Annotated in this window: 20 protein-coding genes; 14 read left to right on the top strand and 6 right to left on the bottom strand. The window is 45.5% G+C overall.

The features are described 5' to 3' along the window. Positions 1-5 precede the first annotated feature (5 nt). The 4 genes from L3V36_RS05890 to L3V36_RS05875 all read left to right on the top strand — a co-directional run bounded on the left by L3V36_RS05890 (position 6) and on the right by L3V36_RS05875 (position 4275). Positions 6-2540, top strand: a complete 2535-nt coding sequence (locus tag L3V36_RS05890; RefSeq protein ID WP_208774640.1) for an ABC transporter permease — start codon at positions 6-8, stop codon at positions 2538-2540. After that, entirely contained in the window at positions 2540-3682 is a 1143-nt protein-coding gene (locus tag L3V36_RS05885; protein WP_102446870.1) for a lipocalin-like domain-containing protein, read from the top strand. Before L3V36_RS05890 ends, L3V36_RS05885 begins: the two co-directional genes overlap by 1 nt. A 204-nt stretch (positions 3683-3886) precedes the next feature. Continuing rightward, positions 3887-4096 (top strand): hypothetical protein, encoded by a 210-nt coding sequence (locus L3V36_RS05880; protein WP_004731997.1) that lies wholly within the window; start codon positions 3887-3889, stop codon positions 4094-4096. Further along, positions 4093-4275 carry a hypothetical protein gene (locus L3V36_RS05875; RefSeq protein ID WP_017079799.1) on the top strand — a complete coding sequence of 61 codons (183 nt, stop codon included), beginning with the start codon at positions 4093-4095 and terminating at the stop codon, positions 4273-4275. The genes L3V36_RS05880 and L3V36_RS05875 overlap by 4 nt, the downstream gene beginning before the upstream one ends. 100 nt (positions 4276-4375) lie before the next feature. On the opposite strand, the gene L3V36_RS05870 is transcribed toward L3V36_RS05875, so the two are convergent. Then, on the bottom strand, positions 4376-5164 hold the full coding sequence (locus L3V36_RS05870; RefSeq protein ID WP_012600208.1) for a helix-turn-helix transcriptional regulator: 789 nt from the start codon (positions 5162-5164) through the stop codon (positions 4376-4378). Positions 5165-5262: 98 nt separating this feature from the next. On the opposite strand from L3V36_RS05870, the gene L3V36_RS05865 reads away from it, so the two are divergent. The 4 genes from L3V36_RS05865 (at position 5263) to L3V36_RS05850 (ending at position 9425) form a co-directional block, all read left to right on the top strand. Beyond that, a complete protein-coding gene (locus L3V36_RS05865; protein WP_004732002.1) occupies positions 5263-6156 on the top strand; it encodes a DMT family transporter in 894 nt (297 codons plus the stop codon). A gap of 193 nt (positions 6157-6349) precedes the next feature. After that, the gene (locus L3V36_RS05860; protein ID WP_102446871.1) at positions 6350-7987 is read left to right on the top strand and encodes a peptide ABC transporter substrate-binding protein; all 1638 of its coding nucleotides are present in this window, start codon (positions 6350-6352) and stop codon (positions 7985-7987) included. 427 nt (positions 7988-8414) lie between these two features. Next, positions 8415-8918, top strand: coding sequence for an acyl-CoA thioesterase (locus L3V36_RS05855; protein ID WP_004732005.1), 504 nt, complete (start codon positions 8415-8417; stop codon positions 8916-8918). A gap of 234 nt (positions 8919-9152) precedes the next feature. Then, positions 9153-9425 carry a hypothetical protein gene (locus L3V36_RS05850; RefSeq protein ID WP_017079795.1) on the top strand — a complete coding sequence of 91 codons (273 nt, stop codon included), beginning with the start codon at positions 9153-9155 and terminating at the stop codon, positions 9423-9425. A gap of 583 nt (positions 9426-10008) precedes the next feature. Here the strand turns inward: L3V36_RS05850 and malG are convergent. The 3 genes from malG to malE form a co-directional block, all read right to left on the bottom strand. Then, complete coding sequence (gene malG / locus L3V36_RS05845; RefSeq protein ID WP_017081399.1) at positions 10009-10899, bottom strand: maltose ABC transporter permease MalG; 891 nt, start codon at positions 10897-10899, stop codon at positions 10009-10011. 11 nt (positions 10900-10910) lie between these two features. Continuing rightward, on the bottom strand, positions 10911-12482 hold the full coding sequence (gene malF / locus L3V36_RS05840) for a maltose ABC transporter permease MalF (protein ID WP_017079792.1): 1572 nt from the start codon (positions 12480-12482) through the stop codon (positions 10911-10913). A gap of 81 nt (positions 12483-12563) precedes the next feature. Then, positions 12564-13748: a maltose/maltodextrin ABC transporter substrate-binding protein MalE gene (gene malE, locus L3V36_RS05835; protein WP_102446872.1), complete on the bottom strand. Its 1185-nt coding sequence runs from the start codon at positions 13746-13748 to the stop codon at positions 12564-12566. 664 nt (positions 13749-14412) lie between these two features. On the opposite strand from malE, the gene malK reads away from it, so the two are divergent. After that, entirely contained in the window at positions 14413-15525 is a 1113-nt protein-coding gene (gene malK / locus L3V36_RS05830) for a maltose/maltodextrin ABC transporter ATP-binding protein MalK (protein ID WP_017094621.1), read from the top strand. A 232-nt stretch (positions 15526-15757) separates the two neighbouring features. Here malK and L3V36_RS05825 read toward each other — a convergent pair whose 3' ends face one another. Then, positions 15758-15958: a hypothetical protein gene (locus L3V36_RS05825; RefSeq protein WP_004732016.1), complete on the bottom strand. Its 201-nt coding sequence runs from the start codon at positions 15956-15958 to the stop codon at positions 15758-15760. A gap of 224 nt (positions 15959-16182) precedes the next feature. Further along, positions 16183-18099: a methyl-accepting chemotaxis protein gene (locus tag L3V36_RS05820; protein ID WP_102499711.1), complete on the bottom strand. Its 1917-nt coding sequence runs from the start codon at positions 18097-18099 to the stop codon at positions 16183-16185. Positions 18100-18554: 455 nt separating this feature from the next. Between L3V36_RS05820 and L3V36_RS05815 the strand changes: the two genes are divergently transcribed. The 5 genes from L3V36_RS05815 to L3V36_RS05795 are packed head-to-tail and all read left to right on the top strand — an operon-like array spanning position 18555 to position 23896. Next, positions 18555-19511, top strand: coding sequence for a MoxR family ATPase (locus tag L3V36_RS05815; RefSeq protein ID WP_017084836.1), 957 nt, complete (start codon positions 18555-18557; stop codon positions 19509-19511). Between the two features lie 10 nt (positions 19512-19521). Further along, positions 19522-20448 (top strand): DUF58 domain-containing protein, encoded by a 927-nt coding sequence (locus L3V36_RS05810; RefSeq protein ID WP_208774638.1) that lies wholly within the window; start codon positions 19522-19524, stop codon positions 20446-20448. After that, positions 20445-20930, top strand: coding sequence for a DUF4381 domain-containing protein (locus L3V36_RS05805; RefSeq protein WP_208774636.1), 486 nt, complete (start codon positions 20445-20447; stop codon positions 20928-20930). Before L3V36_RS05810 ends, L3V36_RS05805 begins: the two co-directional genes overlap by 4 nt. Next, positions 20923-21945, top strand: coding sequence for a VWA domain-containing protein (locus L3V36_RS05800; protein ID WP_208774634.1), 1023 nt, complete (start codon positions 20923-20925; stop codon positions 21943-21945). The genes L3V36_RS05805 and L3V36_RS05800 overlap by 8 nt, the downstream gene beginning before the upstream one ends. After that, positions 21938-23896 carry a VWA domain-containing protein gene (locus tag L3V36_RS05795; protein WP_237296618.1) on the top strand — a complete coding sequence of 653 codons (1959 nt, stop codon included), beginning with the start codon at positions 21938-21940 and terminating at the stop codon, positions 23894-23896. Before L3V36_RS05800 ends, L3V36_RS05795 begins: the two co-directional genes overlap by 8 nt.

The following is a 23896-nucleotide window of genomic DNA, read 5'->3' as shown; positions in this document are numbered from 1 at the left end:
ATCCAATGAAGCAAACTGGTTTCGCTCAGAACCAGCTCACCCATACCAAACTGACTCTGAACCTATTCGCGGCACACTATCGCCAATCGCCACTGCAAGCCGCAGCGATTCTGATCGGCATTGTGTTAGCGGTCACCTTGTTTGTCGCAGTGCAAGCCATCAACCTCAATGCCAAGCGCAGTTATGCAGAATCGACCGAGCAACTTAGCGCTCAAGCGCATAACCTTATCATTCCACCGGCAGGGCAAAACTATTTGCCAGAATCGCTCTACTTCAGCTTAAGACAAAGTGGACTAAGCGCAGCGCTGCCTGTTATAGAAGGGCGAGTAAGAGACGAGCAAGGTCGACGCTGGTCAGTTCAAGGCAGTGAGCTAATCGCCGCCCTCACTTCAAGAGCTCGCCACGCTCGCATCGACGAAAAAAGCAATACTCAAGCCAAAGAGCCAAACATTTCCCTGTTCGACAATGCCTTACCTTTGCCGCAACTCTTAGCGGGTGAACCCATTGTGATGATGAGCCAATCTCAGCACCAGAGTTTGGACGAAGTGGACACGCTCACTTTGGATGAAGTACTCACCAAGGTTGTGGTACTGCCAGATGAATGGCAACTGGGTAGCCGAATGTTGATGGACATTGGATTCGCTCAGCAACTGCTTAACAAGCAAGGGCAACTGAGCTATATCGCTATTTTTGACACCAAGAGCGACACGAACAGCAATACTCAGGATAAGTGGCGAAGCCTTATCGGCAAACAGGGACAATGGATTTCCAACAACCAAAGCACGGATCTCGGTTCAATTACCGATAGCTTTCACCTCAACCTCACCGCCATGAGTTTGTTGGCGTTTTTGGTTGGCCTGTTCATCGCTTACAATGGCGTGAAGTACAGTTTGCTAAAACGTAATCGGCTGTTGGTGCAAATTCAACAAGCTGGGATTGCGCCAAGCATCGTATTTTCAGCTCTGCTAGTCGAGCTGGTTCTTTTAGTCACAATGGGCGCGTCGCTTGGTTTCATTCTCGGCATTCAACTCAGCCATTGGCTACACCCAACCGTCGCGATAACGCTTGAACAACTTTATGGTGCAACACTGCTTCCCGGCACATGGCAGTGGCAATGGTTAGTGCAGGCACTGCTACTCACGCTGGCCGCAACGCTTGTCGCGTGTTGGCAGCACTTTAAACAGCGCGTGCGACAACCCCTCTCTTCCCATGGCGGTTTCTATCAAGCGCCGGAAGCGTCTAACGAAAATCAGCTGTTTGTTATAGGGTCAGTATTAACCATTGTCGCGTTAGCAGGGTTATGGCTGAGCGAACATCATCGCTTCACCATGGCATGGCTCGGTGTGTTAGTGGTGTCGATTCCTTTGTATTTGCCCAAAACACTCAGCGTGCTAGCGAACTGGAGCGAAAAACGCACCCAATCGGGGTTAATACAATATCTGTTTGCTGAGCTGCGTGAACTTATCTCCCCTCTCTCCCTTGCCATGATGGCATTGCTTCTCGCCGTCACCGCCAATGTAGGAATGAATACCTTAGTCGGCAGCTTTGAATCCACGTTAAAGCAATGGCTTGAACAGCGCTTACACGCAGACATTTACGTTAGCCCTGCCCAAGGTGAAATCGCGAATGTCGAACGTGCGTTAGAGCAGTTTGAAAATGTTGAAACCGTTTATAAGCAATACTACGTCGATGATAACTTGCAGGGCTTACCGACTTTGCTCGGTACCAAAGACAAAGACACACTTGAGCAAACCATGGTGTTCCAATCCTACCGTGATGACTTCTGGACGCGCTTTTACCAAGGTGAGTTCGTGGCAATCAGCGAACCTACGGCGGTGAAGCTCGGCTTGTCCCTTGGAAGCCAACTCAAGCTCGACGCGATCCAAGACAAAACACTCATCGTCGGGGCGATTTTCCATGATTACGGCTCACCGAATGGCGAAGTGTTGCTTGCACCTAATTTATGGCTCGAAAGCGGATTTACTGACTTACCCACCAGCTTGGGAATCAAAGTTTCTGGCGACCCACAAGTGGTGTACGAACAGCTACGCCAACAACTCAATCTGCACCCAAGTCAGCTTTACGATCAAGCACAGATCAAATCGATCGCTTTAGATATCTTCTCACAAACCTTTGCTATCACTCGGGCGCTTAATGGCGTCACTTTAATGGTGGCGGTGATAGGGTTGTTCTGCGCCTGTTTCATGTTGCTCGATGCACGCAAAGCCGCTATTGCAAGGTTGTACGCGCTCGGTGTTAGTCAGCGAAAATTGATGGCGATGGTGGTCGGGCAAATCGTAGTTCTGGTCGCCTTCACTCTGGTTATCGCTTTACCACTCGGCGCTATGGTCGGTTATGTGTTGACGGACATCGTTACCCTGCGCGCCTTTGGTTGGAGTTTAAATTATATGTGGAATTGGAGTGATGCACTCAGCATCGCAGCCATCACCATTTTAGTGGCGGTGATTGCGACCTTGATTCCACTGTGGCGTTTGGTCAGTAAACCCGTGGTATCCAGTTTGCAAAGCGAAGTGTTGTGATGAATCGAGCAATAAGCGTTTTTGTTCTCACGCTTGCCGTCTTGTTTCTTTTAGGATGCGAGGAGTCCACTCAACCATCAGCTCAAAATATGGGTTCGATACTCGGTACTGAAACACAAACCGAGAATGAAACGGCAATCGATCAAGCGCAATTTTCTCCGGTAGTAAAAGGTATCGACATCACTTTCCCTGCCGACCATCAAGCACACCCTGATTTTCGTCATGAATGGTGGTATTTAACCGCAAACTTAATTGATGAAGAAGGCAATGCGTTAGGCCTGCAGTGGACACAGTTCCGCTTCGCCTCTGCCCCACAAGAAAACGACAATCAAGCCAAGCAGCCTAAGAAAACCACGTGGCAAAGCCAGCAAATCTACATGGCGCACAGTGCTGTCACCACTAAAGACAAACACTATGCCGATGAAAAATGGTCACGTGACCAAGCAGAACTGGCAGGCGTCGATGCTTCCCCATTACGTGTCTACCTTGATGATTGGCAATGGAACTCTTCAAGCGATGATCTATTCCCCGCAACCTTGAACGCTAATTCTGAACAGTTTGGCTACTCGCTTAAGTTAACCAGCAACGCGCCTTATCAAAAACAAGGCGAACAAGGCTACAGCACTAAAAATAGCGATGGCAAAGTGGCTTCCTACTACTACAGCCAACCATTCATTAATGTATCGGGCGAGGTAACTATTGATGGAGTAACCCATCTGGTTTCTGGCAAAGGTTGGATAGACAGAGAATGGAGCTCTCAGTTTTTACTCGACTCGCAACAAGGTTGGGATTGGTTTGCGCTGAGGCTGAGTGATGAAACCAGCTTGGTGGTATTTCAACTTCGAAACTCAACAACAGGCAAAGCCAATTATTCCCATGCAAGGTTGATGAATCAAGATGGCTCCGGCATCACGATTAAGCAGCAAGACATCAGCTTAACAGCCATCATGCAAACGGAAATCGATGGACGTGACTACCCAACAGAGTGGCAAGTTTCGATTCCAACTCAACAAATCGAACTGACCGTCTCGGCACTCAATCCAAATGCCAAAATGCCGCTGTCGGTTCCCTATTGGGAGGGGCCAATCATAATTAAAGGTTCGCATTCTGGATCTGGCTATATGGAGTTGACTGGGTATTAAGTCGTGTATTAATAAAGGTGGAATCTGACAACAAATACATCGCGATAACCATCAACTAAACCACTTTTAACCAAAGCCTCTACCACGGAGGCTTTTTGCCATTCATCATGTTCTATTTATCTAAACGCTTGTTACAAAATATCTAATTTAACCAAACATTGAGCTCCCCTAAAATACCAATCATATGATTAGGGGAGATAGAACATGATTAGCTCAGTACACAATGACGAACTCAACAGATACATAGAAAGACTAGACTTAAACCTTACAAAGGCTCAGGTTCGTGAACTTGGTTGGCAGCAAGGTAATGAAGAGGTAGGAAAAGAAAAGACAGTATTAGGCTCGTGGTTTTTCTTTTCTTTCTTTGGCTTATGTACGTCTACATGTCTTGCGCTGCTGATGTATATCTCATGAAGATAAACAAAACAATGACCACGTATAACCAGCATGGAACGTTCAATTGGTTCGAGGTCGATGGAGAAACGTACATACTGTTCAAGGTCGGCAGCAACAGTGCTCTATTGAACCAACATTATGAGGATGTCACCGAACAACAGGGCGAAATATATGGGCTATTAGGGGCGATTCCATAAGCTCATACTGCACGTATTCACTTATAGTGTATCTATTCACTTATGTTCTCTCTACTCACTAATTAGCGAAAACATCCGTTCTTTTGGCAACAAGATCGAGCTACAACAAACGGTTCTTATACTGTTCTGGCGTTTGGTTCGCGTAACGTTTGAACATGGTGATAAATGGGCTTGCTTGGTTATAGCCCAATGTAAGAGCGACCTCTTTGACCGATTGGCCGTTTCTTAACAAGTCCATCGAGTACAGATAGCGGACACGCAATCGCCACTCGGTAAAGCTCATACCGAGCTCCGTCTGGCAGTGGCGAGAAAGAGTTCTTTCCGTGGTGTGAACACGTTCAGCCCAATCTTTCAGTGTCACTTCGTCGGTTGGGTTTTCTTCAACAGAAGCCAATATAGGCGCGAGGTACTTATTGTCGGTCGAAGGCAAGAAGTGGTGTTCAACCTCACGCTGCGCAAGTTGGTCAAGCAGTACCTGAACGAGCCTTTGGTCTTGCTCTGTTTCCGCAACATTTATCCCACGATCGCGAAAATCATCGATGATAGAAGACACAATCGGCGTGATCTTTATAAGGCTGGTTTTATCTGGCAGGTGTTGCGTGAGTTCTGGGGCGATATTTAGCGAGCAGTAGTCCAAAGGCTTACGGTTATAACTGCAATGCATCACCCCGGCTGGTACCCAAATCGCTAAATGTGGCGGCGCTAGAAATCGGGTGCTTTCCGCTTCCATCTCTAATATACCGCCACTGATCAATTGAACCTGTCCCCATGAGTGGCTATGAACTCGGGTTTCAGTGTTCGAAAGAAACGCTTCAAAATTCATAAATACGTTGGATGGTGCCTTATCAATTGATAAGGATGGGTGAAGGTTTCTGGAGTGTTTTTTCAAACTTGTCTTCCTATCGCGCCTGATGTCTTTCTAAAGATACTTGTAAGTATAACGACCTGTCAAACTAGCCGCATCAACTCATTTGCGACGGAATTCACATGCATTATCTCTTACCATTTTTTACAGTCTGTATCTGGGGCGCCAATGCAATCGTCAACAAGCTTGCTGCAAGCACCATAGAACCTAGCGCGATGAGTTTTTACCGCTGGTTTTTTGCGATGTTAATTCTCACGCCTTTCTGCATTCGCCCAGTGATGAAGCAGTGGGCTGTTATTAAGCCTAACCTATCTAAATTAGCGTTCCTCGGCTTTTTAGGCATGGTGTTGAACCAATCTCTAGGTTACTACGCGGGCTTAACCACAACCGCTTCCAACATGGCCTTGATCACGTCTTTAGTCCCGTTGATCAGTGTGTTTCTAAGCGTTCCTTTGTTGCACAAGTCGATTTCTAGTTTGAGTATTGTGGGTGGTGTGTTGTCACTGTCAGGCTTAGCTCTTATGTTAGGTAAAGGCGACCCTTTGTTCTTCATGCATCAAGAATTGACTCAAGGCGATGGCTATATGCTAATTGCAGCCTTTGTTTATGCTTCTTACTGTGTGTTATTGAAACGCTGGAAAATGCCAATCAGTAGCTGGGTGGTGATTTACATTCAGGGTCTGTTTGCTGTCGCGATGCTTACGCCACTTTGGCTTACCAGCGAACAGCTATTACCACCGCAACAAGCGATCCCATTGATAGCTTACGCCGCAGTTGCCGCTTCAATTTTAGCGCCTTGGATGTGGGTGAAGGCGATTGACACCATTGGTGCTGACTCAAGCGCGATGTTCATGAACTTGCTTCCGGTTGTTGCGATCGTATTAGCCGCGACATGGCTTGGCGAAGAGATTAACCAGTTCCACATCATTGGTGGTGTGATGGTGATTTCCGGTGTCATCCTTGCTCAAATCAAAAGAAAACCAAGGCTTGAGGCACCTCTCCCTCAACAAAGCTAAACGCATTACCCACGCTCACATTAGGGTAAATATTCAAACTCACTTTTCTTACAGTGCCTACTTCCGAAGTAGGCACTGTTGTTTTATTCACAAGCCTTTCAAATGCTTTTAATACGCGTTCATTGTGGTTGCAACATGTTACCGACTCAGGTTTAATGTATTAAGTACTGTTTAAGTTGTAAAAGGAATTACAATGACTCAACCAACGCTCCCTGTGATCATCTCGTCCCTGCTTGCTTTGTCATCTGCTTCAAGTTTTTCTGCCACTGTTCCTGCTGATGTGCCATTAGCTGAAGAACTATTAGCTGAGGAACAACATTTTGTACGTGGTAATGGCGCAGAGCCCAACACACTAGACCCTAGCTTCGTAAATTCAGGCATGCCCGGTGACATTATCGTCAATGATATGTTTGAAGGCTTCGTGATTGAGAACAGTGACGGGCAGATCATCCCAGGGCAAGCCAAAGAGTGGTCTATCAGCAAAGACGGCAAAACCGTGACGTTTGTATTGAAAGATAACCTCAAGTGGTCGAATGGTGAGCCAGTCACAGCATCCGATTTTGTCTTTGGCTGGCAGCGCGCTGTGTCTCCTAAAACAGGTAACAACACGGGTTTTGTTTTTTCGACGGCTAACATCGTGAACGCTAGCGAGATTCTATCAGGAGACAAAAATCCCTCTGAGCTTGGCATCAAAGCATTAGATGAGCACACGGTTGAGATTTCACTTTCAAAACCTACGCCCTACTTTATGAGTTTAATGAGCATCAAGACCTTTTTCCCTCTACCCGCTAAGTTGGTTCAAGAGAAAGGCGACCAATGGACTCGCGCAGAAAATATCGCGACCAACGGTGCTTACACTTTGAGCAAATGGGTACCCAACGAATACGTTGAAGTCGAGAGAAACCCAAACTATTGGGATGACACATCGACAGTCATCAACAAGGTGACCTATTTAGGCTTATCGTCTCAAAATGCTGAGCTGATTCGTTACCAAGCTGGTGAAATTGATATGACCAATCGCGTTCAGCTTGAGTACTACCAGAAATTAATCCAAGAAAGCCCTGAACAGATCAAAGCGCAAGCTCTACTGGGTTCTTACGTTTATTCATTCAATACACGTCAAGCACCGTTTGATGACGTAAGAGTACGCCAAGCACTGAGCATGGCCGTCAATCGTGAGATTCTGGTCGAGAAAGTTACAGGTCAAGGTGAGCCAGAAGCATACAGCGTGACGCCGAATAATATTCCTGACTACACAGCGCCTTTGTCCGAATTCAATTCTTTAGACAGCACGCAGCGTTTAACAAAAGCCAAAACACTACTTGCTGACGCTGGATACAACGAGAGCAACCCACTCAGATTCACACTGACTTATAACACCAGTGAGAATCACAAAAAGATAGCTATAGCAATTGCATCGATGTGGAAGCCGCTGGGTGTGAAGGTAGAATTGGAAAACATGGAGTGGAAAGCGTATGTTGCGGCAAAAGGCGCTGGTGACTATCAAGTTGCACGCTCATGGGCATTTGGTGACTACCCAGAGCCTTCTGCACTGTTAGAGGCCTTCACTTGTGATCACTCAGCAAATGAGAGTGGCTACTGCAATCCCGATTACGATGAGCTCTTACAGCAAGCGAGTAAAACGGAAGATCAGTCTAAACGCTTTACTTTATACCAGCAGGCTGAATCGCTACTTAACGAATCTGCAGCAGTTATGCCTTTATATCATTACAATCACACCCGATTAGTGCGAAATACTCTCAAAGGCTTCCCTAACAATAATCCGAAAGGAAATATCTACGCGAAGGATCTATACTTTATTCAAGAGTAAAAATGAGCTGAATAACAAATACTTTTAACTACCACTTTAGTGGTAAAAAGACTAAAATAATTTAACTAAACCAGATAAACAGCGGTTAGTTGGCTAAAACAAAATAAGGTACCGCAATGAGTACCAAACGGCTTAGAAACACCTAGCATTACGCTAGGTGTTTTTTTTGCAATCTGCCTTTCTAGCTGTCAGCTCAACATTTATTGGTTCTTAGTCAATGTGGCTAGGCACTTGCTCAATCTTGCTTCATCCGCGTTAGCCACTCGCCTCTACCGCCTTTAAACATCAATATTCATCCGTTCGTCACCCGTTTTAAAAAATAGTCTTAATCGTGAGAAACACCGCTTTAATTTATGTCATCTTAAGTATATTGTTATTAGCAAGTAACAAGCATGTTATACAGCACAATAATAATGAAGGAAGATAGATGAGCAGTAACAATAACCGACCAGATGGTAAACGAGACGTTACTCTGCGTTTTTTAGCTGAACCTGGGGATGTGAACTTTGGTGGTAAAGTTCATGGTGGTGCAGCAATGAAGTGGATCGATTTAGCAGCCTACGCTTGTTCTGCTGGGTGGAGTGGTAAATATTGTATTACCGCTTACGCAGGGGGGATTCGATTCGTAGCTCCGATCCATGTTGGCAACCTTGTAGAGGTAAGTGCGAAGGTCATCTATACCGGTTCATCTTCTATGCACATCGCTATCGACGTTCAAGCCAGCGACCCTAAAGAACTCAACAACCGCCTAACGACTCACTGTATCGTTATTATGGTCGCTGTTGATGAAAATGGTAACCCGACTAAGGTGCCAGAGTGGGTGCCAGAAACACCAGAAGACATCGAATTAAGAGATTCGGCTATTCGCCTAATGAACATGCGAAAACAGATCGGTGAAGAGATGGAAGCACACGTTAAGTACCTTAAGTAAACTTTACCAACCACGCTACGCTACAAAACCATATTACAATGCCAAGCACCTGCTTGGCATTGGTTGATCTAATACCCTCGATCTTTGCAAGCAAAGCCTCAGTAGATCTAATACGACCTATGAGAGCGTGATGCCCAGCCAAAGGTTGAAATGAATCGGCACTTGTTCGCGGATTTATTTTGACTGTAATAAAGTCGTCATTTTGCTCTGTTTAAATACCGCCAATCATAATGGATGTATTTGAATTTCCTGGAGCCACTCTTGAGCGTCACACGTCCCACTCTTAGCGAATCTACATTGAACAATTTAAAGGCGGTTGAGTACCAATGGGTTAGAACTTTGTACGTCGAAGGCTACGACAGCAACGAAATTAACCACTACATCCAAACTTGTTTTGGTGGTGACCAGACGTTTGCGGATCTATTTCGCCGTGTGGCACTCGATCAAGAAAGCATCTATGTTCTGTTGCAGCATCTTGGCTGTGCTCCTTCTAGTAGAGAATTCTAACCTCAACATCCGATTCCCCCTTATCTTTGAATCGAAAGATACTTCCAAGCAAACCAATAACTACGAGTGATAGCTATTCACGATGCATCAACAGTAGCCTGCCGTTATAGACATTTTCTGTGCAATCAGGCTAATCGTTGCATACAAATCATTGAAGTATCACGCATTGAAATATTAGCAATATATCAATAGAGCAACTGCCCCTTATACTGAGTGTCTGATTTGTGAGACTCGTTCATGTCTTCCTGTAAAAGGAATGAGGCAGGAGAGATTCGGGAGAGAAGTGACTCGAAACTTTAATGGCTAAAGCAGCTATGAGCACAAAAACTGACAGGTAAAACGAACATCCGGACAAAGTAAAAAGCAAAAAGTAGCAGGCATAAAAAAACCCAAGTAAATACCTGGGTTAGAGTTACAAAAACCACTAATCATTAATAGCGTAAGGAACCTGATTAGTAGCCAGCTATGCGTAACCTGAGGGTTATTTTTATTACTGATCGGCGGCCAAACCAAATGATGTAATAAAAATGCCAATACAGAGCGACCTATAAGGTCGCTCTTTGTCTTTCTTATAGGGTACAGCTTATCCTTTTACACCACCTGCCGTCAAACCGCCAACTAACCAACGTTGAGCAAGTAAGAACACGATAGTAATCGGAAGTGCTGAAAGTACAGCCGCTGCCGCAAAGTCACCCCATAGGTAGTTCTGAGGATATAGGTATTGCTGCATACCTACCGCTAGCGTGTAAGAGTTCACATCGGTTAGCAGGATAGATGCTACAGGCACTTCACCTACTGTTGCGATGAACGAAAGAATAAACACAACCGCTAGAATTGGCACAGACAGTGGTAATAGAACCAATCTGAATGCTTGCCAAGGCGTTGCACCATCCAGTGCAGCAGCCTCTTCCAACGAGTTATCAATCGTTTCAAAGTAACCTTTAATCGTCCAAACGTGCAGTGCGATACCGCCTAAGTACGAGAAGATTAGACCACCGTGCGTGTTCAAGCCTAAGAACGGGATGTATTGACCAAGCTTGTCGAACAGCGCGTAAATAGCGACTAGAGCCAGTACTGCTGGGAACATTTGGAAAATCATCATCGCTTTCAGGATAGTTTCTTTACCTTTGAAGCGCATACGAGCAAATGCATAAGCCGATGTTGTAGACAATGCCACAATAAGAAGCGACGTCACACCCGCGACTTTAATTGAATTCCATAACCACGTTAGTACTGGGAATGGAGGTGGTGTCACCGAGCCGTCAGCATTCGTTACCGACATACCAAGAGCCAGTTTCCAGTGCTCCAGTGATGGGTTATCGGGAATCAAGCTACCTGTTGCGAAGTTACCTTCACGGAACGAGATAGCGATGATCATCAGTAGTGGGAAGATAATCATTGCCAAGAAGCACCACAACACTGCATGCGTTGCCCACACTCGGTATTTAAGGCCTTTACCTTGTACCATAGCCATTGTCGTGCTCCTTAATCTTGAGACAGTTTAGTGAAACGAAGGTTTAGTAACGCAAGTCCACCAACCAATAGGAAAATAAGCGTTGCGATTGCACTTGCTAGACCAAAGTCTTGACCGCCGCCGCCTTCGAATGCGATTCGGTAGGTGTAGCTTACAAGCAAGTCTGTGTAACCCGCTGGCTCTGAGGTGCCAATCATGTTCGGGCCACCGTTCGTCAATAGTTGAATCATTACAAAGTTATTGAAGTTAAAGGCAAACGCTGCAATCAATAGCGGTGTAAGCGGCTTAATCATCAATGGGAATGTAATACGCTTGAAGTTATCAAGGAAGTTCGCACCATCAATCGCTGACGCTTCGTACAAATCATCAGGAATCGCTTTTAGTAGACCCATACATAGAATCATCATGTAAGGGAAACCTAGCCACGTGTTAACCATCAACACCATGGTTTTGGCAAGAATTGGGTCAGAGAACCAGTTCGGGCTTAAGCCGAAGATATTCTCAAGCACCATGTTGATCTCACCAAAGCTCTGGTTGAATAGACCTTTAAAGATAAGAATCGATATGAATGCTGGTACTGCGTAAGGCAGAATCAGTAGAACACGATAGATTGAACGACCTTTTAGCTCTTCCCATTGCACGATATTCGCAAGTACAAGCCCGATAACAAGTGTGAACGCTACAGTACATACCGAGAAGATCACCGTCCAAATAAAGATGCTGATGAATGGTTCTTTAATACCATCATCTTTCCAAACACGTTCAAAGTTATGTGTACCAATATTAACCACAAAGCCCGGGGAGATTGTGTTACCAGTAAACTCACCATTGGCATCAACAGGTTGATAGAAACCCTCTTCCATGTTTGGCTTGAGAACTTCACCCGTTTCATTGTTGATTAACGTTTGTTCATCGTCTTGTAGCGTGTAAAGCGGAGCAACAGAAGCAAACTTACGTAAGCCACTCATGCGGATGTCGTCACCGTTAGGCAGATGGAAATCAACCGCATTAATCGCAGAGCGGTTTTGGATGATCGCTTTGATCTTCTCTTTCTCACCTTGTGCAGACTCAATTGCAGATAGGTCCATCTCTGTTGCACTCATATCTTCAAATGAAAATACGTCTGTTGCTAACAGCTGGTCGCCATCTTTAACAACGATCTGGTGACCGTCATCAGTCTTGTACAAAGTAAATGGGTAGCTCTCACCGCTTTGGAATGAGCGATCTAAAAGAACGGTTTGAGTACGCTCTAGAGACAGTTGGTTTTTTGCGCTGTAGTTAGTGAACGCAAGCCCGACGGTATAAGCCAATGGAAAAAGAATGAACAAGATCATTCCGGCAATACCCGGATAAATATAACGGTGGGCGTAAGTTTTCTTACTGCCAAAAATGTAAAGTGCCAAAGCCGTTAAAATCACAGTAAGCAACGCAAAAGCGAGCTCACCGCGTGAATACATTAGAATTGTAGCGTAGCCGTTAATTAAGCCAACACTACCAAGCAACCCCCATTTGATGAAGACGCTTTTACTGCCTAAAAGGCTTGATGGTGCTGGGATAGCATCTGTACCTTGAACTGACTGCATAGAGGAACCTGCTAGCGATATAGATAAAAAATAGAAAAGTAAGGAGAGGTTACCCTCTCCTTAAAAGGTAGTGCTTGGTTGTTACTTAGTCATACGACCTTCAGCAGCTTTTAGTGCTTGGTCTACTGTTTGACGGCCGTCAACTACGTTACCGATCGCTTCTTCCATGCTGTACCAGAACGTTGTGAACTGAGGAATGTTAGGCATGATTTCACCATTCATCGCGTTGTCCATTGTTGCTGCAATGCGAGTGTCGCTGTCTAGTTGACGTTGGAAAGAGTTAAGAGCAACAGCGCCTAGTGGCTTGTCGTCATTCAGGCTCTTCATACCTTCATCAGTTAGTAGGTAGTTTTCCATGAACTCAACAGCTAGGTCGCGGTTTGGAGAAGCAGAGCTGATACCACCAGCCCATACACCAACGAAAGGCTTAGACGCTTTACCGTTGAACTTAGGTAAAGTTGCTACGCCGTAATCGATGCCAGCTTTCTTGATGTTTTCCCAACCCCAAGGGCCGTTGATTGTCATTGCAACGTTACCCGCAACAAATTCAGACTCAGCAACTGAGTAATCCATGTCTGCAGAGATAACTTTGTCTTGTACCATCTTCTCGATGAAACCTAGAGACTTCTGAACACCTTCAGTCGCTACGCCCGCATCTTTAATGTCGTAACCTTCTGCAGTCTGTTTGAATGCGTAACCGCCGTCAGCTGCAAGTAGAGGCCATGTGAAGTAAGCGCCGCCACGTAGAGGCCACATGATCGCTTTTTTGCCATCTTTTTTAAGTTCAGCATCAAGTGCTGGGATTTCTTCCCAAGACTTAGGTGGGTTAGGAACAAGCGCTTTGTTATAAATTAGAGAAACTGACTCAACCGCTACTGGGTAAGCGATTGTTTTACCTTCGTATGAAACAGCGTCCCATGCGAAGTCTACGATACCTTCTTTAATTTCTTTAGAAGGTTTGATATCAACAAGAAGCCCCGCTTCTGCATAGCCGCCAAAACGGTCGTGTGCGTAGAAGATCATGTCTGGGCCATCGCCAGCCGCTGCAACTTGAGAGAACTTCTCTTCTAGTTTGTCAGGGAAAGCCACTGTTACTTTAACACCAGTGTCTTCTTCGAAGCGTTTACCTACTTCAGCCATGCCTTCATAAGCTTTGTCACCACCTACCCAGATTGTTAGTTGTCCTTCTTCGATAGCAGCATTTGCACCAAAAGAACCCAGAGCAACTAATGTTCCTAGAGCTACAGCGCTTAGAGCGTTTTTCATGTGAATATCCTTTTTATATTTATACGTAGGGCACATCTACCAAGACGAGCCAGTTTTCAGGGCTTATGATCTGAGAAAATAGACTCTAACTCATCATCCTAGCCACTACGCCCTAGCTATTATGGCTTAATTTCGTGATCGCCATCCGGTCAGATTAGAGACTGAAATCACAAAATCCATACTCATCGTGATCAACATCACCGTTATGGGGTGGATTTATTTGAACTGGATCGCCAATTATTAATAACCCCATTTATCGACTCCTCCCCTACTACTCCCCCTCGTTAAATTTTCATTGGGAGGATGTACCATTGCGCCAATTCACCGAAACTGCATTCATCCAAGAGTGGATAGTAAGAACCCTTTACCAGCGAATGTCGTGTGTAACCGCACTGTTCATTTAGTTGGCTTCACTGCCCGCTGTTGTCTTTATTAAGCATCGAGCTAAATCTGTGATTGAATCACGGGGGAGATTTAGCTGGATGTGGGGGAAATAGGCACCAGTTTGGCTATGACGGGTGGGCTTGGTTAAAGAATCCAAGTCTCACCCACTTTTTTCTTACTCATTCAATACTTACCAATTCCTACAGTTACTGCTGACCCAAAAATTTCTTATAATGATAAGCAGTAAAACTTAAAATTTGATCGATCGAGGACTAGCTAGATGGCGAGTGTCACGTTAAAAAACGTTTATAAATCATATGGTGATGTACAGATTTCTAAGGACGTAACCTTAGATATCAACGAAGGTGAGTTCGTAGTATTCGTTGGACCATCAGGTTGTGGTAAATCGACGCTATTACGCTGTATCGCAGGTCTAGAGGACATTACGTCTGGTGATTTGTACATTGGCGACCAACGCATGAATGACGTTGAGCCTTCAAAGCGTGGCGTAGGTATGGTATTCCAATCTTACGCGCTTTACCCTCACCTTAACCTTTACGACAACATGTCTTTCGGCCTGAAACTAGCGAACGCTAGCAAAGCTGAAATTGATAAGCGTGTTGAACATGCTGCAGAAATCCTTCAGCTTGGTCACCTTCTTGAGCGTCAGCCTAAAGCCCTATCTGGTGGTCAACGTCAACGTGTTGCTATTGGTCGTACTCTGGTTTCTCAACCAAACGTATTCTTACTTGATGAGCCTCTATCTAACCTAGATGCTGCGTTGCGTGTTCAAATGCGTTCGCAAATCACTAAACTACAACGTCAACTTGGATGCACCATGATCTACGTTACCCACGACCAAGTGGAAGCGATGACAATGGCCGATAAGATTGTTGTTCTTGATGGCGGTTATGTTTCTCAAGTGGGTAAACCTCTTGATCTTTACCACTACCCTAAAAACCGTTTCGTGGCAGGCTTTATTGGCTCGCCGAAGATGAACTTTATGTCGGTTCACATCGAGCAAGCTGAAGCAGAACGCGTACAAGTTCAACTTTCTAACGGTATGACTTTCTGGATCCCAGTTGATGGTACGACTGTCAATGCTGGTGACCGTATGTCTCTAGGTGTTCGTCCTGAACACTTGCTGTCTGCTGAAACAGGTGATGCGACGATTGAAGCTGAAGTGATGATGGTCGAGAAACTAGGTAACGAAACTCAGGTTTACCTAAACCTCGAAAGTGCTGATGCTGACGTTATTTATCGCCAACCAGACACGTTGACGATTGAGTCTGGTGACAAGTTAGCGATTGGTATTCCTGCGCACCGTTGTCACTTGTTCCATAGCGATGGTCGCGCATGTCGTCGCTTGTACAAAGAGTACGGCACCGACTAATCGGTTCGCCTTTTTAAGATATAACTTGCCCATATCGAATCCCTCTTACCAAGTAAGAGGGATTTTTTTGTTTAAAGGCGCCAACTACTTTCGCTTTGATGGTTTAATTTTGCGCACCGCTCAGTTAGTTTTTTCGAGCGGCAATAAAAAAGGCCTAGCGGATGCTAGACCTTTAATTGTTTGAGCTAAAAAGCCACCCTATCTAAACGATATAGGTTTGCCCTGCAGAAACTTAGTGGATTGGCGTATCACTTGTTTTGTTGAACTGGCCAAAATGTTTTTCTAACACTTCTGGTGTTAGTTTGCCTTCCGCTTCTAGTCGCTTAAATTCAGCAACGATCGCTTTTTGCTCTTCAATTGATGGCAGTTTTACTTCTGGCTCATCGCCCATCTCTTGAGTCATCTGCTCTAGTTCTTTTTCAAAATCGCTCATGATACTTACCTAAATATTAAACCTAATCAGATTTTACTCATTTACGCTCTGTGATGCTAGAGCGATTAAGTGCAAAGCCCGAAACCAGATCAAGCTAAGGCCAGTTAGAAGAAAACAACCCCGTAAATAAAAAGAGCTGGATTCACGATTAAATGAATCCAGCTCTTCGTCTATGTCTCTTTCTAAGCCATGCTACAGCTTAAAGGAATTAAAGCTTAAAGAGATTACAGCTTAAACGAGCCAACCATCTTATCTAGGCGAGAAGAAAGGTCGCGAAGCTCTTGGCTCGCTTCAGCAAGCTGCTCAGCGGTACCCGTCGTCACTTCATTGATTGCGTTAATCTCTTCAATGTTCTGGTTGATGGTGTGAACTACGGTTGATTGCTCTTCCGTTGCCGTTGCGACTTGCGTGTTACGATCGGTGATGTCGACGATGCGGTCTGAAATGCCACCCAGTACATCTACGGCTTCATCCGATGCAGCTACACCTTCAAGGGTAATAACTTTACCTGTACTCATTGCTGCTACTGCATCTTTAGCATCGCTTTGCAGTTGGTTGATCATCTTCTGAATCTCTTCCGTTGAGTCTGCCGTGCGACTTGCTAGATTTCGTACTTCATCGGCTACCACGGCAAAGCCACGGCCTTGCTCACCGGCACGCGCTGCTTCAATCGCTGCGTTCAATGCAAGTAAATTGGTTTGCTCTGAAATATCACGAATAACTCCCAGAATAGAACCAATGTCTTGAGTTGTAGAAGCCAGTTGCTCTACTACCTGACCCGTGCTTTCGATATCTTGCGCTAAACGGCTGATCGCATCTTTTGCCTTATTCACCACAGAACGACCCACTTCCGTATTACCTGACGCTTGTGTTGCCGTTTCTGCTGCCGTTGCCGCGTTCGATGCAATCTCGCTGATGGTCATGCCCATTTGGTTAATGGCAGCCACCACTTGAAGGGTTTGGTCACGTTGCTCTTGACTGTTGTCGTGGGTGATGTGTGCTTTGTTAGAAACACTCTCTGCTGCCACTTGAAGCGCTTGGCTTGTCGAACACACCTCTTTCATCGACTCATGAATCTTTTCAATGAATCCATTGAAGCCCTTTGAAAGCTGTGCAATTTCATCGTTGCCCTTCACTTCGATACGTTGCGCCAGATCGCCATCACCTTCGCCAAGGTCACCGAATCGCTTAGCCAGAAGTTTAATAGGTTGAGTAATGCTGTTCGCCAGTACTACGCCCATTAGGATAAATACTAATGCCACAACCGCAGTCATGATCAGCATCTTTTGCGCTGTCGCATCTAGCTCTGCAAACACTTCACCTGTTGGTACGACACCAATAACAAACCAGTCCATAGAAGACACATACAAGCTCGCCACAAACAGCTCTTGGCCCTGGCTTTCAGTGGTAATCAGGTTAAAGCCCGACTTGTTCAATAGTTGGCTTGATTGAGGACCGTAAAGTTGTTGAAGTGATGAATCACTGCGAGAACGCTCACGGTGAATTTGAACATCACCTTGGCTATCGGTTAAGAATACGAAGCCTGTATTTTCAATCTTAAAGCCATTGAGTAGGTTAACCATGTCATCCATCGATTTTGATAGACCAGACATCGCCAAACCAGAAGGCTGCTGATAGTTAGCAAACATCTTCACTTCGCCATTCGCTTCTTGGAACATGCTCACCATGGTCGGCTGTCCAGATTGCGTAAAGCCAAAGAACCAACCGTCTTGTTGTTGGTTTAGCTGGCGTAAGAAACCATCTTGGTTCCAGTAGTAAGCTGTTTGACGGTTCGCTACCGAGGCATCGTTCAACTGATATTGGTTGCGAACATTGTTCAGTTGTCTAACCAGCTTATTCTCTAGCGCGGCATCGCGCTCGGTCGATTCGATAGCATCAGAAATGAATTCATTTGAAGCAATTTGCTCCGCAGCTAACAATAACTGAGAGACTTCACGGTCAATTTCACCATTGATTCGCTCCAACATACCGGGAAGCTCAATATCAACCAAACGGTGACTCAATACATCTCTTGCTTGCTGTTGTGCCATCGCGCCGACAATCACTGTCGATGCAAGAACCGCAAAGGTAATTCCAAGTACAACTTTTTGTTTGATACTCAGAGAGTTAGTTTTAAACATATTTGGACCTTTAAAAGAATCGCTCGTTATTGGTATACCCTGAACAGGACTTTTTTAGTGCACTCCAACAAGCAATGCACAATCTGAGTGATGTATCGGCCAAAAACAGTAAAACTAGAGACTTTTCTCTCAAAAAAGCTGCAAATATGATGTAACAATCAAAACCATTCAGATTGAATATGAATTAACTGAGCAAATATCGTACTGTCGAGAATCGATTTTAGCTCTCAGCCCTGATATCTAACCGAACTCAAACAACGACCTCCCCCCGAGCTTTTGTATATAAAAACCAATTGATATGGTAATAATCACACCCTAACGATGTTTTTAGCTAAACACTTGTAAATCTTTCCAATTTTGAAAAAATAAATTCCGCAAATGTACTGGAACTTTTTCCTATTAATAAGTGACCAATACTCAAAATAAGAATCAAATGGCCCCCAGAGAGTCCAAAAATGCATAAAAATAACTTCGAAATCCTTCAAAACTACTTAGAGTCTCAAATCATTGGTCAGCAAGAGCTCGTTAAGCAACTGATGATCGCCTTATTGGCAGATGGTCATATTCTTGTTGAAGGGCCTCCAGGGTTGGCAAAAACCCGCGCCGTAAAGTCGCTGGCTGACTGTGTCGAGGGAGATTTTCATCGTATTCAATTTACCCCCGATCTATTGCCTGCCGACCTAACTGGTACCGATATTTTCCGTCCAGAAACCGGAGAGTTCACCTTCCAATCTGGTCCGATTTTCAACTCGCTTATTTTAGCGGATGAGATCAACCGTGCTCCAGCGAAAGTACAAGCGGCGATGTTAGAAGCGATGGCTGAGAAACAGGTGACCGCAGGTCGAAAAACCTATGCCCTACCTGATCTGTTTTTGGTAATGGCAACGCAAAACCCAATTGAGCAAGAAGGCACTTACCCGCTGCCAGAAGCTCAATTAGACCGTTTCTTGCTGCATTTAGAAGTGGCTTATCCAGACATGGAAAGTGAGCTGGAGATCTTGCGCCTAAACAGAGGCGAAGCTCAAGGCAATCAACCTGTTCAACCAGAGCCTATTTCTCAACAAACTATCTTCGAAGCTCGCCAAGAAGTGCTCAACATTCACATGGCAGACACCATTGAGCAGTACATAATCAGACTAGTAATGGCGACTCGCCAACCTAAGCAATATAGCGACCAGCTTGATCAATGGTTAGACATGGGTGTTAGCCCGCGTGCAACCATTGCCCTAGACAGATGTGCCCGCGCTCACGCTTGGCTTGCTGGCCGCGATTATGTTACTCCACAAGATGTTCAAGCGATGGCATTCCCTGTATTGCGCCACCGCCTGCTTCGCAGCTACCACGCACAAGCTGAAGGGGTCACTGCAAACCAAGTGATCGCACACCTTATCTCGTTGGTTGGTAGCGCATAGGGCTACGCGCATGAATAATCAATTACCTAACCATAGTGACGGTGTCACGTTGAATCTAGACGAACTGCTGCAATACAAAGCGCAGTCTGTTCGCTGGTTGCCTCCAGCCAAGAGCCTGTGGTCGCAACTAAACGGGCAACACGACAGCAATCGTAAAGGTCGCGGCATGAATTTCTCTGAGGTTCGTCAATATCAGGCGGGTGACGATATCCGCAGCATTGATTGGCGCGTCACGGCGAGAACAGGCAAAGCACACACCAAACTGTTTTCTGAAGAAAGAGAACAGCCTGTGATTTTGTTCTTAGATCTGTCGAGCAGTATGATTTTCGGCTCAACCTTGTTGCTTAAATCGGTTCAACTCGCGCACTTTGCCAGCCAACTTTGCTGGTTAACCGTCGCTCAAAAAGACCGTATTGGCGCAGTGATCGATACTGGCCAAGAGATCATTGAGATTAAACCCAGTGCTAACAACCATGCTCCGCTGCGTATTTTGCAAAAAGTCATAGAAATCAATAACGCAGCGCTGACCAACCAAGACAATCACAACGACACAACCTTAGAGCATGGATTGAAGTCTCTTCATCAGCTTTGCCCAAAAGGAAGCGATATCATTATGCTCAGTGATTTTGTCCGTTATAACGAAAGTAATTACTCACTTATCAATCAAATACGTCGACACAATCGAGTTCGCTTGGTGCATTTTTACGACCCGTTGGAGCAAGGTGTTACTGCATTCAAAGGTTCAAAACAGATCACCGACGGCAATAAAACCCAATGGTTTAACTTTTCATCCAGTAAGGAAAAGGAAAAGCTGAGTCATGCATTCGATCTGAAACAACAACAGCTTATGCAAATGAGCCTTTCTTTGGCGATCCCATACAGTTCATTGTCTTGTGCGCAATCGTTAATGAGCCAAGTATCAGGAGTTCAGTCATGAATCAACCTCTCGACTTGAGCCCTATTATTACGCCAAGCGCACCGTCATGGTGGCCTTTGGCATGGGGTTGGTGGTTAATCATTATCACGGCCATTGTTCTGATCGCCTTAGTATTTTTCATTGTAAACAAAAGACAAAAGAACCAATACGCGAAGAACGAAGCACTTGCTTGCTTTCGTGATAGTCAGCCTTCAAATACCTTGTCTCCGAGTGCAGCTCAAGACATCGTTCGTCAGGCTGCACTGAGCTATTTTCCACGCGACAAAGTGGCAGGCTTATCTGGTGATGATTGGTTGGCGTTCTTAGATGCGCAATTGGCGAAGCCGTTGTTCGCCGCAAAACAATCGCAATGGCAACAAGCGCTCTACCAAGATACAGCCTTAATGAGCGACGAACAGAAAAAGGCTCAACAGCAATTGGTTAATGACTGCGAAACCTGGCTTCGTAAAGCCCTTCCTCCAAAGCGAGGTCGTTATGACTAATCTTTTAAGCTTTGACTTACTAAACTCTATGTTTCCAAGCTGGGGCTTACTAAATATCGAGTTTGTTTGGTGGTGGATGTTTTTCCTCGCGCCATTGCCAATCCTTGTTTACTTGTTCTCGCCAAGGTCAGAATCAAGCAGTGCCCTAAGGCTTCCATTTCTACCAGAAAACAGCAATACCAAAACGCCGAGCAGTCGCTTACCCAAGGCGTTGTCGGTCATCATCTGGCTTTTATTGGTAACGGCCATGGCACGCCCAGTTTGGTACGGTGAACCAGTTGAGTTTCAGCCAAAACACCGTGATTTGATGTTAGTTGTCGACCTCTCCGGCTCGATGAGCCAAGAGGACATGCAATTCAATGGTGAATACATCGACCGCTTATCTGCGGTAAAACATGTATTGAGTGACTTTATTGAGCGACGCAAAGGTGACCGAGTCGGATTAGTGCTATTTGCTGATCACGCCTACTTGCAGACGCCACTGACGTTAGACAGAGACACGCTGTCACAGCAACTCAATCAGGCTGTGCTAAAGCTGATTGGTACTCAAACTGCGATCGGTGATGGTATTGGCCTTGCCACCAAAACCTTTGTCGACAGCGACGCTCCTCAGCGTGTAATGATTCTACTCAGTGACGGCAGTAATACTGCGGGCGTATTAGATCCACTTGAAGCGGCGGATATTGCTAAGAAGTACAACGCGACGATTTACACCGTGGGTGTCGGTGCGGGTGAAATGATGGTCAAAGAGTTCTTCATGACTCGTAAGGTCAATACTGCTCAAGACTTGGATGAACGTACTCTAATGGAAATAGCCAAACGCACTGGCGGTCAGTACTTCCGAGCGCGAGACAGCAAAGAGCTGGCAACGATTTACGACACCATCAACCAATTAGAACCCGTGACGAACGCCACTAAGATCTGGCGACCACAACAAGAGTGGTTTGTCTGGCCACTGTCGGCGGCAATGTTCTTCGCATTTATGCTGTTAGCCATTAGGAGAAACAATGTCTAACTTTACTTTTATCTACCCATATTGGTTCTTGGCTCTTGCCGTACTGCCCGCAATTTGGTGGCTGAGCAAGAGACGATCCAAGCAAGGATTATTGGCGTCACACATCGCCCGTTATTTGGCACCTGAATCGAGCAAGCCATCGAAAAACCGCAGCACTTATTTCGGTATTTGGTGGTTAGTCGGTGTCATCGCATTGGCCGGTCCAAGCTTTGAAAAAAATGAACAGCCAAGCTTTGAAAAAACGCAGGCACGAGTTGTGATCATGGATATGTCGATGTCTATGTATGCCACTGACATTAAGCCAAACCGTTTAACACAGGTGCGATACAAGGCTCTGGATCTGCTTTCGTTATGGAAAGAAGGCCTAACGGGAATGGTGGCCTACGCAGGTGATGCTTACACCATCAGTCCGCTAACGTCTGACATCAACACCATCAAGAACTTAGTTCCTAACCTTTCTCCGGATATCATGCCCTTCCAAGGCGGTGATGCTGCGTCAGCAGTCAAACTCGCCATTGAGATGATGACTCGAGCCCATATCTATCAAGGAGACCTGGTACTGATTGGCGATGATATCGATGATCAAGAGAAGAAAGAGATCGACTCGCTACTCTCTGGCAGCAATTGGACATTATCAGTCTTGGCTGTAGGCACGGAAAGTGGCGCGCCAATCTCTCTACCAAGTGGGTCGATGCTGCAAACAGATTCAGGGCAAACCGTGGTGGCAAAAACTAACTTAGACAATATGCGCGACCTGACTCGTCGCTCTGGTGGCACATTCACTGAATTGCAATTTGATAACTCAGACGTTGAACACATCGCAAATTACCTCGACCGAGTTGCGACAACATCAGAAGTGACTAAAACCAATAACTCGCTCAACACCAGAGTAAACAACGGTTTCTGGTTATTGCCGTTTCTGTTACTTCCTGCTCTTGGGCTATTCCGAAAAGGGGGCATTTGGTGTGGCCTAGCTGTGCTTGTCTCATTCAGCCAACCGAATACTGCGTTTGCGAGCCCTTGGAAAACCGATGACCAAGTAGGTTATCAGTTGTATCAAGATGAGGACTTTCAACAAGCCGCAGAGCAATTCGAGCAGCAAGAATGGAAAGGCATTGCGCAATACAAAGCCGGTGATTTCGAAGCGGCCGAACAGACGCTAAAAGGTCTTTCTAGCGAAGATGCTCGCTACAACCTCGCCAATGCACAAGCAAAGCAAGGCAAGTACGACCAAGCAATAAAAGAGTATCAACGTATTCTCGAAAGCGACCCTGAACATGCTTATGCGAAGAAGAATCTAGAGATTGTCGAACAGGCTCAGAAGCAACAGCAACAGCAACAGCAACAGCAACAGCAACAGCAACAGCAACAGCAACAGCAACAGCAACAGCAACAGCAACAGCAACAGCAACAGCAAGACGATTCTGAGCCCAAAGACCAAAATGAACAAGACCAGCAAGACCAGCAAGGTCAGCAAGGTCAGCAAGGTCAGCAAAATGATTCTTCGCAAAGCTCGCAGGATCAACAACAAAGCTCAGCTGACAAGGGGAAGTCGCAAGATCAAAGCAACAAACAAGATCAAAATGAAAGCCAATCTCAGAATACTGACCAAAGCCAAGCTGATAGCCGCCCTGATTCCAAGGCGGATGAAAAAAACGACAAGCAAGCTGAGCAACAAAACAAAGCGGGTCAAAAAGATAAGCCGTCACAAGACAAAGATGACTCAGCGCCTCAGACAGCTCAAGCTCAAAAGGCTGCGAAGAAAGACAGTGATAACAGCGCTCAACAAGCCGCAGCACAAGTATCAGGTCAACCCATGTCGAGCGATCCTGATATGCGAAAACTTGAGCAAGTAGAAAGCGCTCGTGATCCGAGCCAACTGCTTAAAGCGCAAATGATTTTACAAGCACGACAAAAAAGTGCTCCTAACAACCAAAACAAAAAGTGGTAA

The sequence above is a fragment of the Vibrio sp. G-C-1 genome, from assembly GCF_021728015.1.
GTDB classification, from domain to species: domain Bacteria; phylum Pseudomonadota; class Gammaproteobacteria; order Enterobacterales; family Vibrionaceae; genus Vibrio; species Vibrio splendidus.
Note: the sequence above shows the minus strand (reverse complement) of the source record. Positions and strands in the feature narration are given on the sequence as shown.

Bases quoted from the DNA above. Each gene is read 5' to 3' on its own strand.
- malG (WP_017081399.1), bottom strand. From the start codon at position 10,899: ATGGCTATGGTACAAGGTAAAGGCCTTAAATACCGAGTGTGGGCAACG.
- L3V36_RS05890 (WP_208774640.1), top strand. From the start codon at position 6: ATGAAGCAAACTGGTTTCGCTCAGAACCAGCTCACCCATACCAAACTG.
- L3V36_RS05810 (WP_208774638.1), top strand. From the start codon at position 19,522: ATGAATAATCAATTACCTAACCATAGTGACGGTGTCACGTTGAATCTA.
- L3V36_RS05850 (WP_017079795.1), top strand. From the start codon at position 9,153: ATGTATTTGAATTTCCTGGAGCCACTCTTGAGCGTCACACGTCCCACT.
- L3V36_RS05825 (WP_004732016.1), bottom strand. From the start codon at position 15,958: ATGAGCGATTTTGAAAAAGAACTAGAGCAGATGACTCAAGAGATGGGC.
- L3V36_RS05815 (WP_017084836.1), top strand. From the start codon at position 18,555: ATGCATAAAAATAACTTCGAAATCCTTCAAAACTACTTAGAGTCTCAA.
- L3V36_RS05805 (WP_208774636.1), top strand. From the start codon at position 20,445: ATGAATCAACCTCTCGACTTGAGCCCTATTATTACGCCAAGCGCACCG.
- malK (WP_017094621.1), top strand. From the start codon at position 14,413: ATGGCGAGTGTCACGTTAAAAAACGTTTATAAATCATATGGTGATGTA.
- malF (WP_017079792.1), bottom strand. From the start codon at position 12,482: ATGCAGTCAGTTCAAGGTACAGATGCTATCCCAGCACCATCAAGCCTT.
- malE (WP_102446872.1), bottom strand. From the start codon at position 13,748: ATGAAAAACGCTCTAAGCGCTGTAGCTCTAGGAACATTAGTTGCTCTG.
- L3V36_RS05855 (WP_004732005.1), top strand. From the start codon at position 8,415: ATGAGCAGTAACAATAACCGACCAGATGGTAAACGAGACGTTACTCTG.
- L3V36_RS05860 (WP_102446871.1), top strand. From the start codon at position 6,350: ATGACTCAACCAACGCTCCCTGTGATCATCTCGTCCCTGCTTGCTTTG.
- L3V36_RS05875 (WP_017079799.1), top strand. From the start codon at position 4,093: ATGAAGATAAACAAAACAATGACCACGTATAACCAGCATGGAACGTTC.
- L3V36_RS05800 (WP_208774634.1), top strand. From the start codon at position 20,923: ATGACTAATCTTTTAAGCTTTGACTTACTAAACTCTATGTTTCCAAGC.
- L3V36_RS05885 (WP_102446870.1), top strand. From the start codon at position 2,540: ATGAATCGAGCAATAAGCGTTTTTGTTCTCACGCTTGCCGTCTTGTTT.
- L3V36_RS05795 (WP_237296618.1), top strand. From the start codon at position 21,938: ATGTCTAACTTTACTTTTATCTACCCATATTGGTTCTTGGCTCTTGCC.
- L3V36_RS05865 (WP_004732002.1), top strand. From the start codon at position 5,263: ATGCATTATCTCTTACCATTTTTTACAGTCTGTATCTGGGGCGCCAAT.
- L3V36_RS05820 (WP_102499711.1), bottom strand. From the start codon at position 18,099: ATGTTTAAAACTAACTCTCTGAGTATCAAACAAAAAGTTGTACTTGGA.
- L3V36_RS05880 (WP_004731997.1), top strand. From the start codon at position 3,887: ATGATTAGCTCAGTACACAATGACGAACTCAACAGATACATAGAAAGA.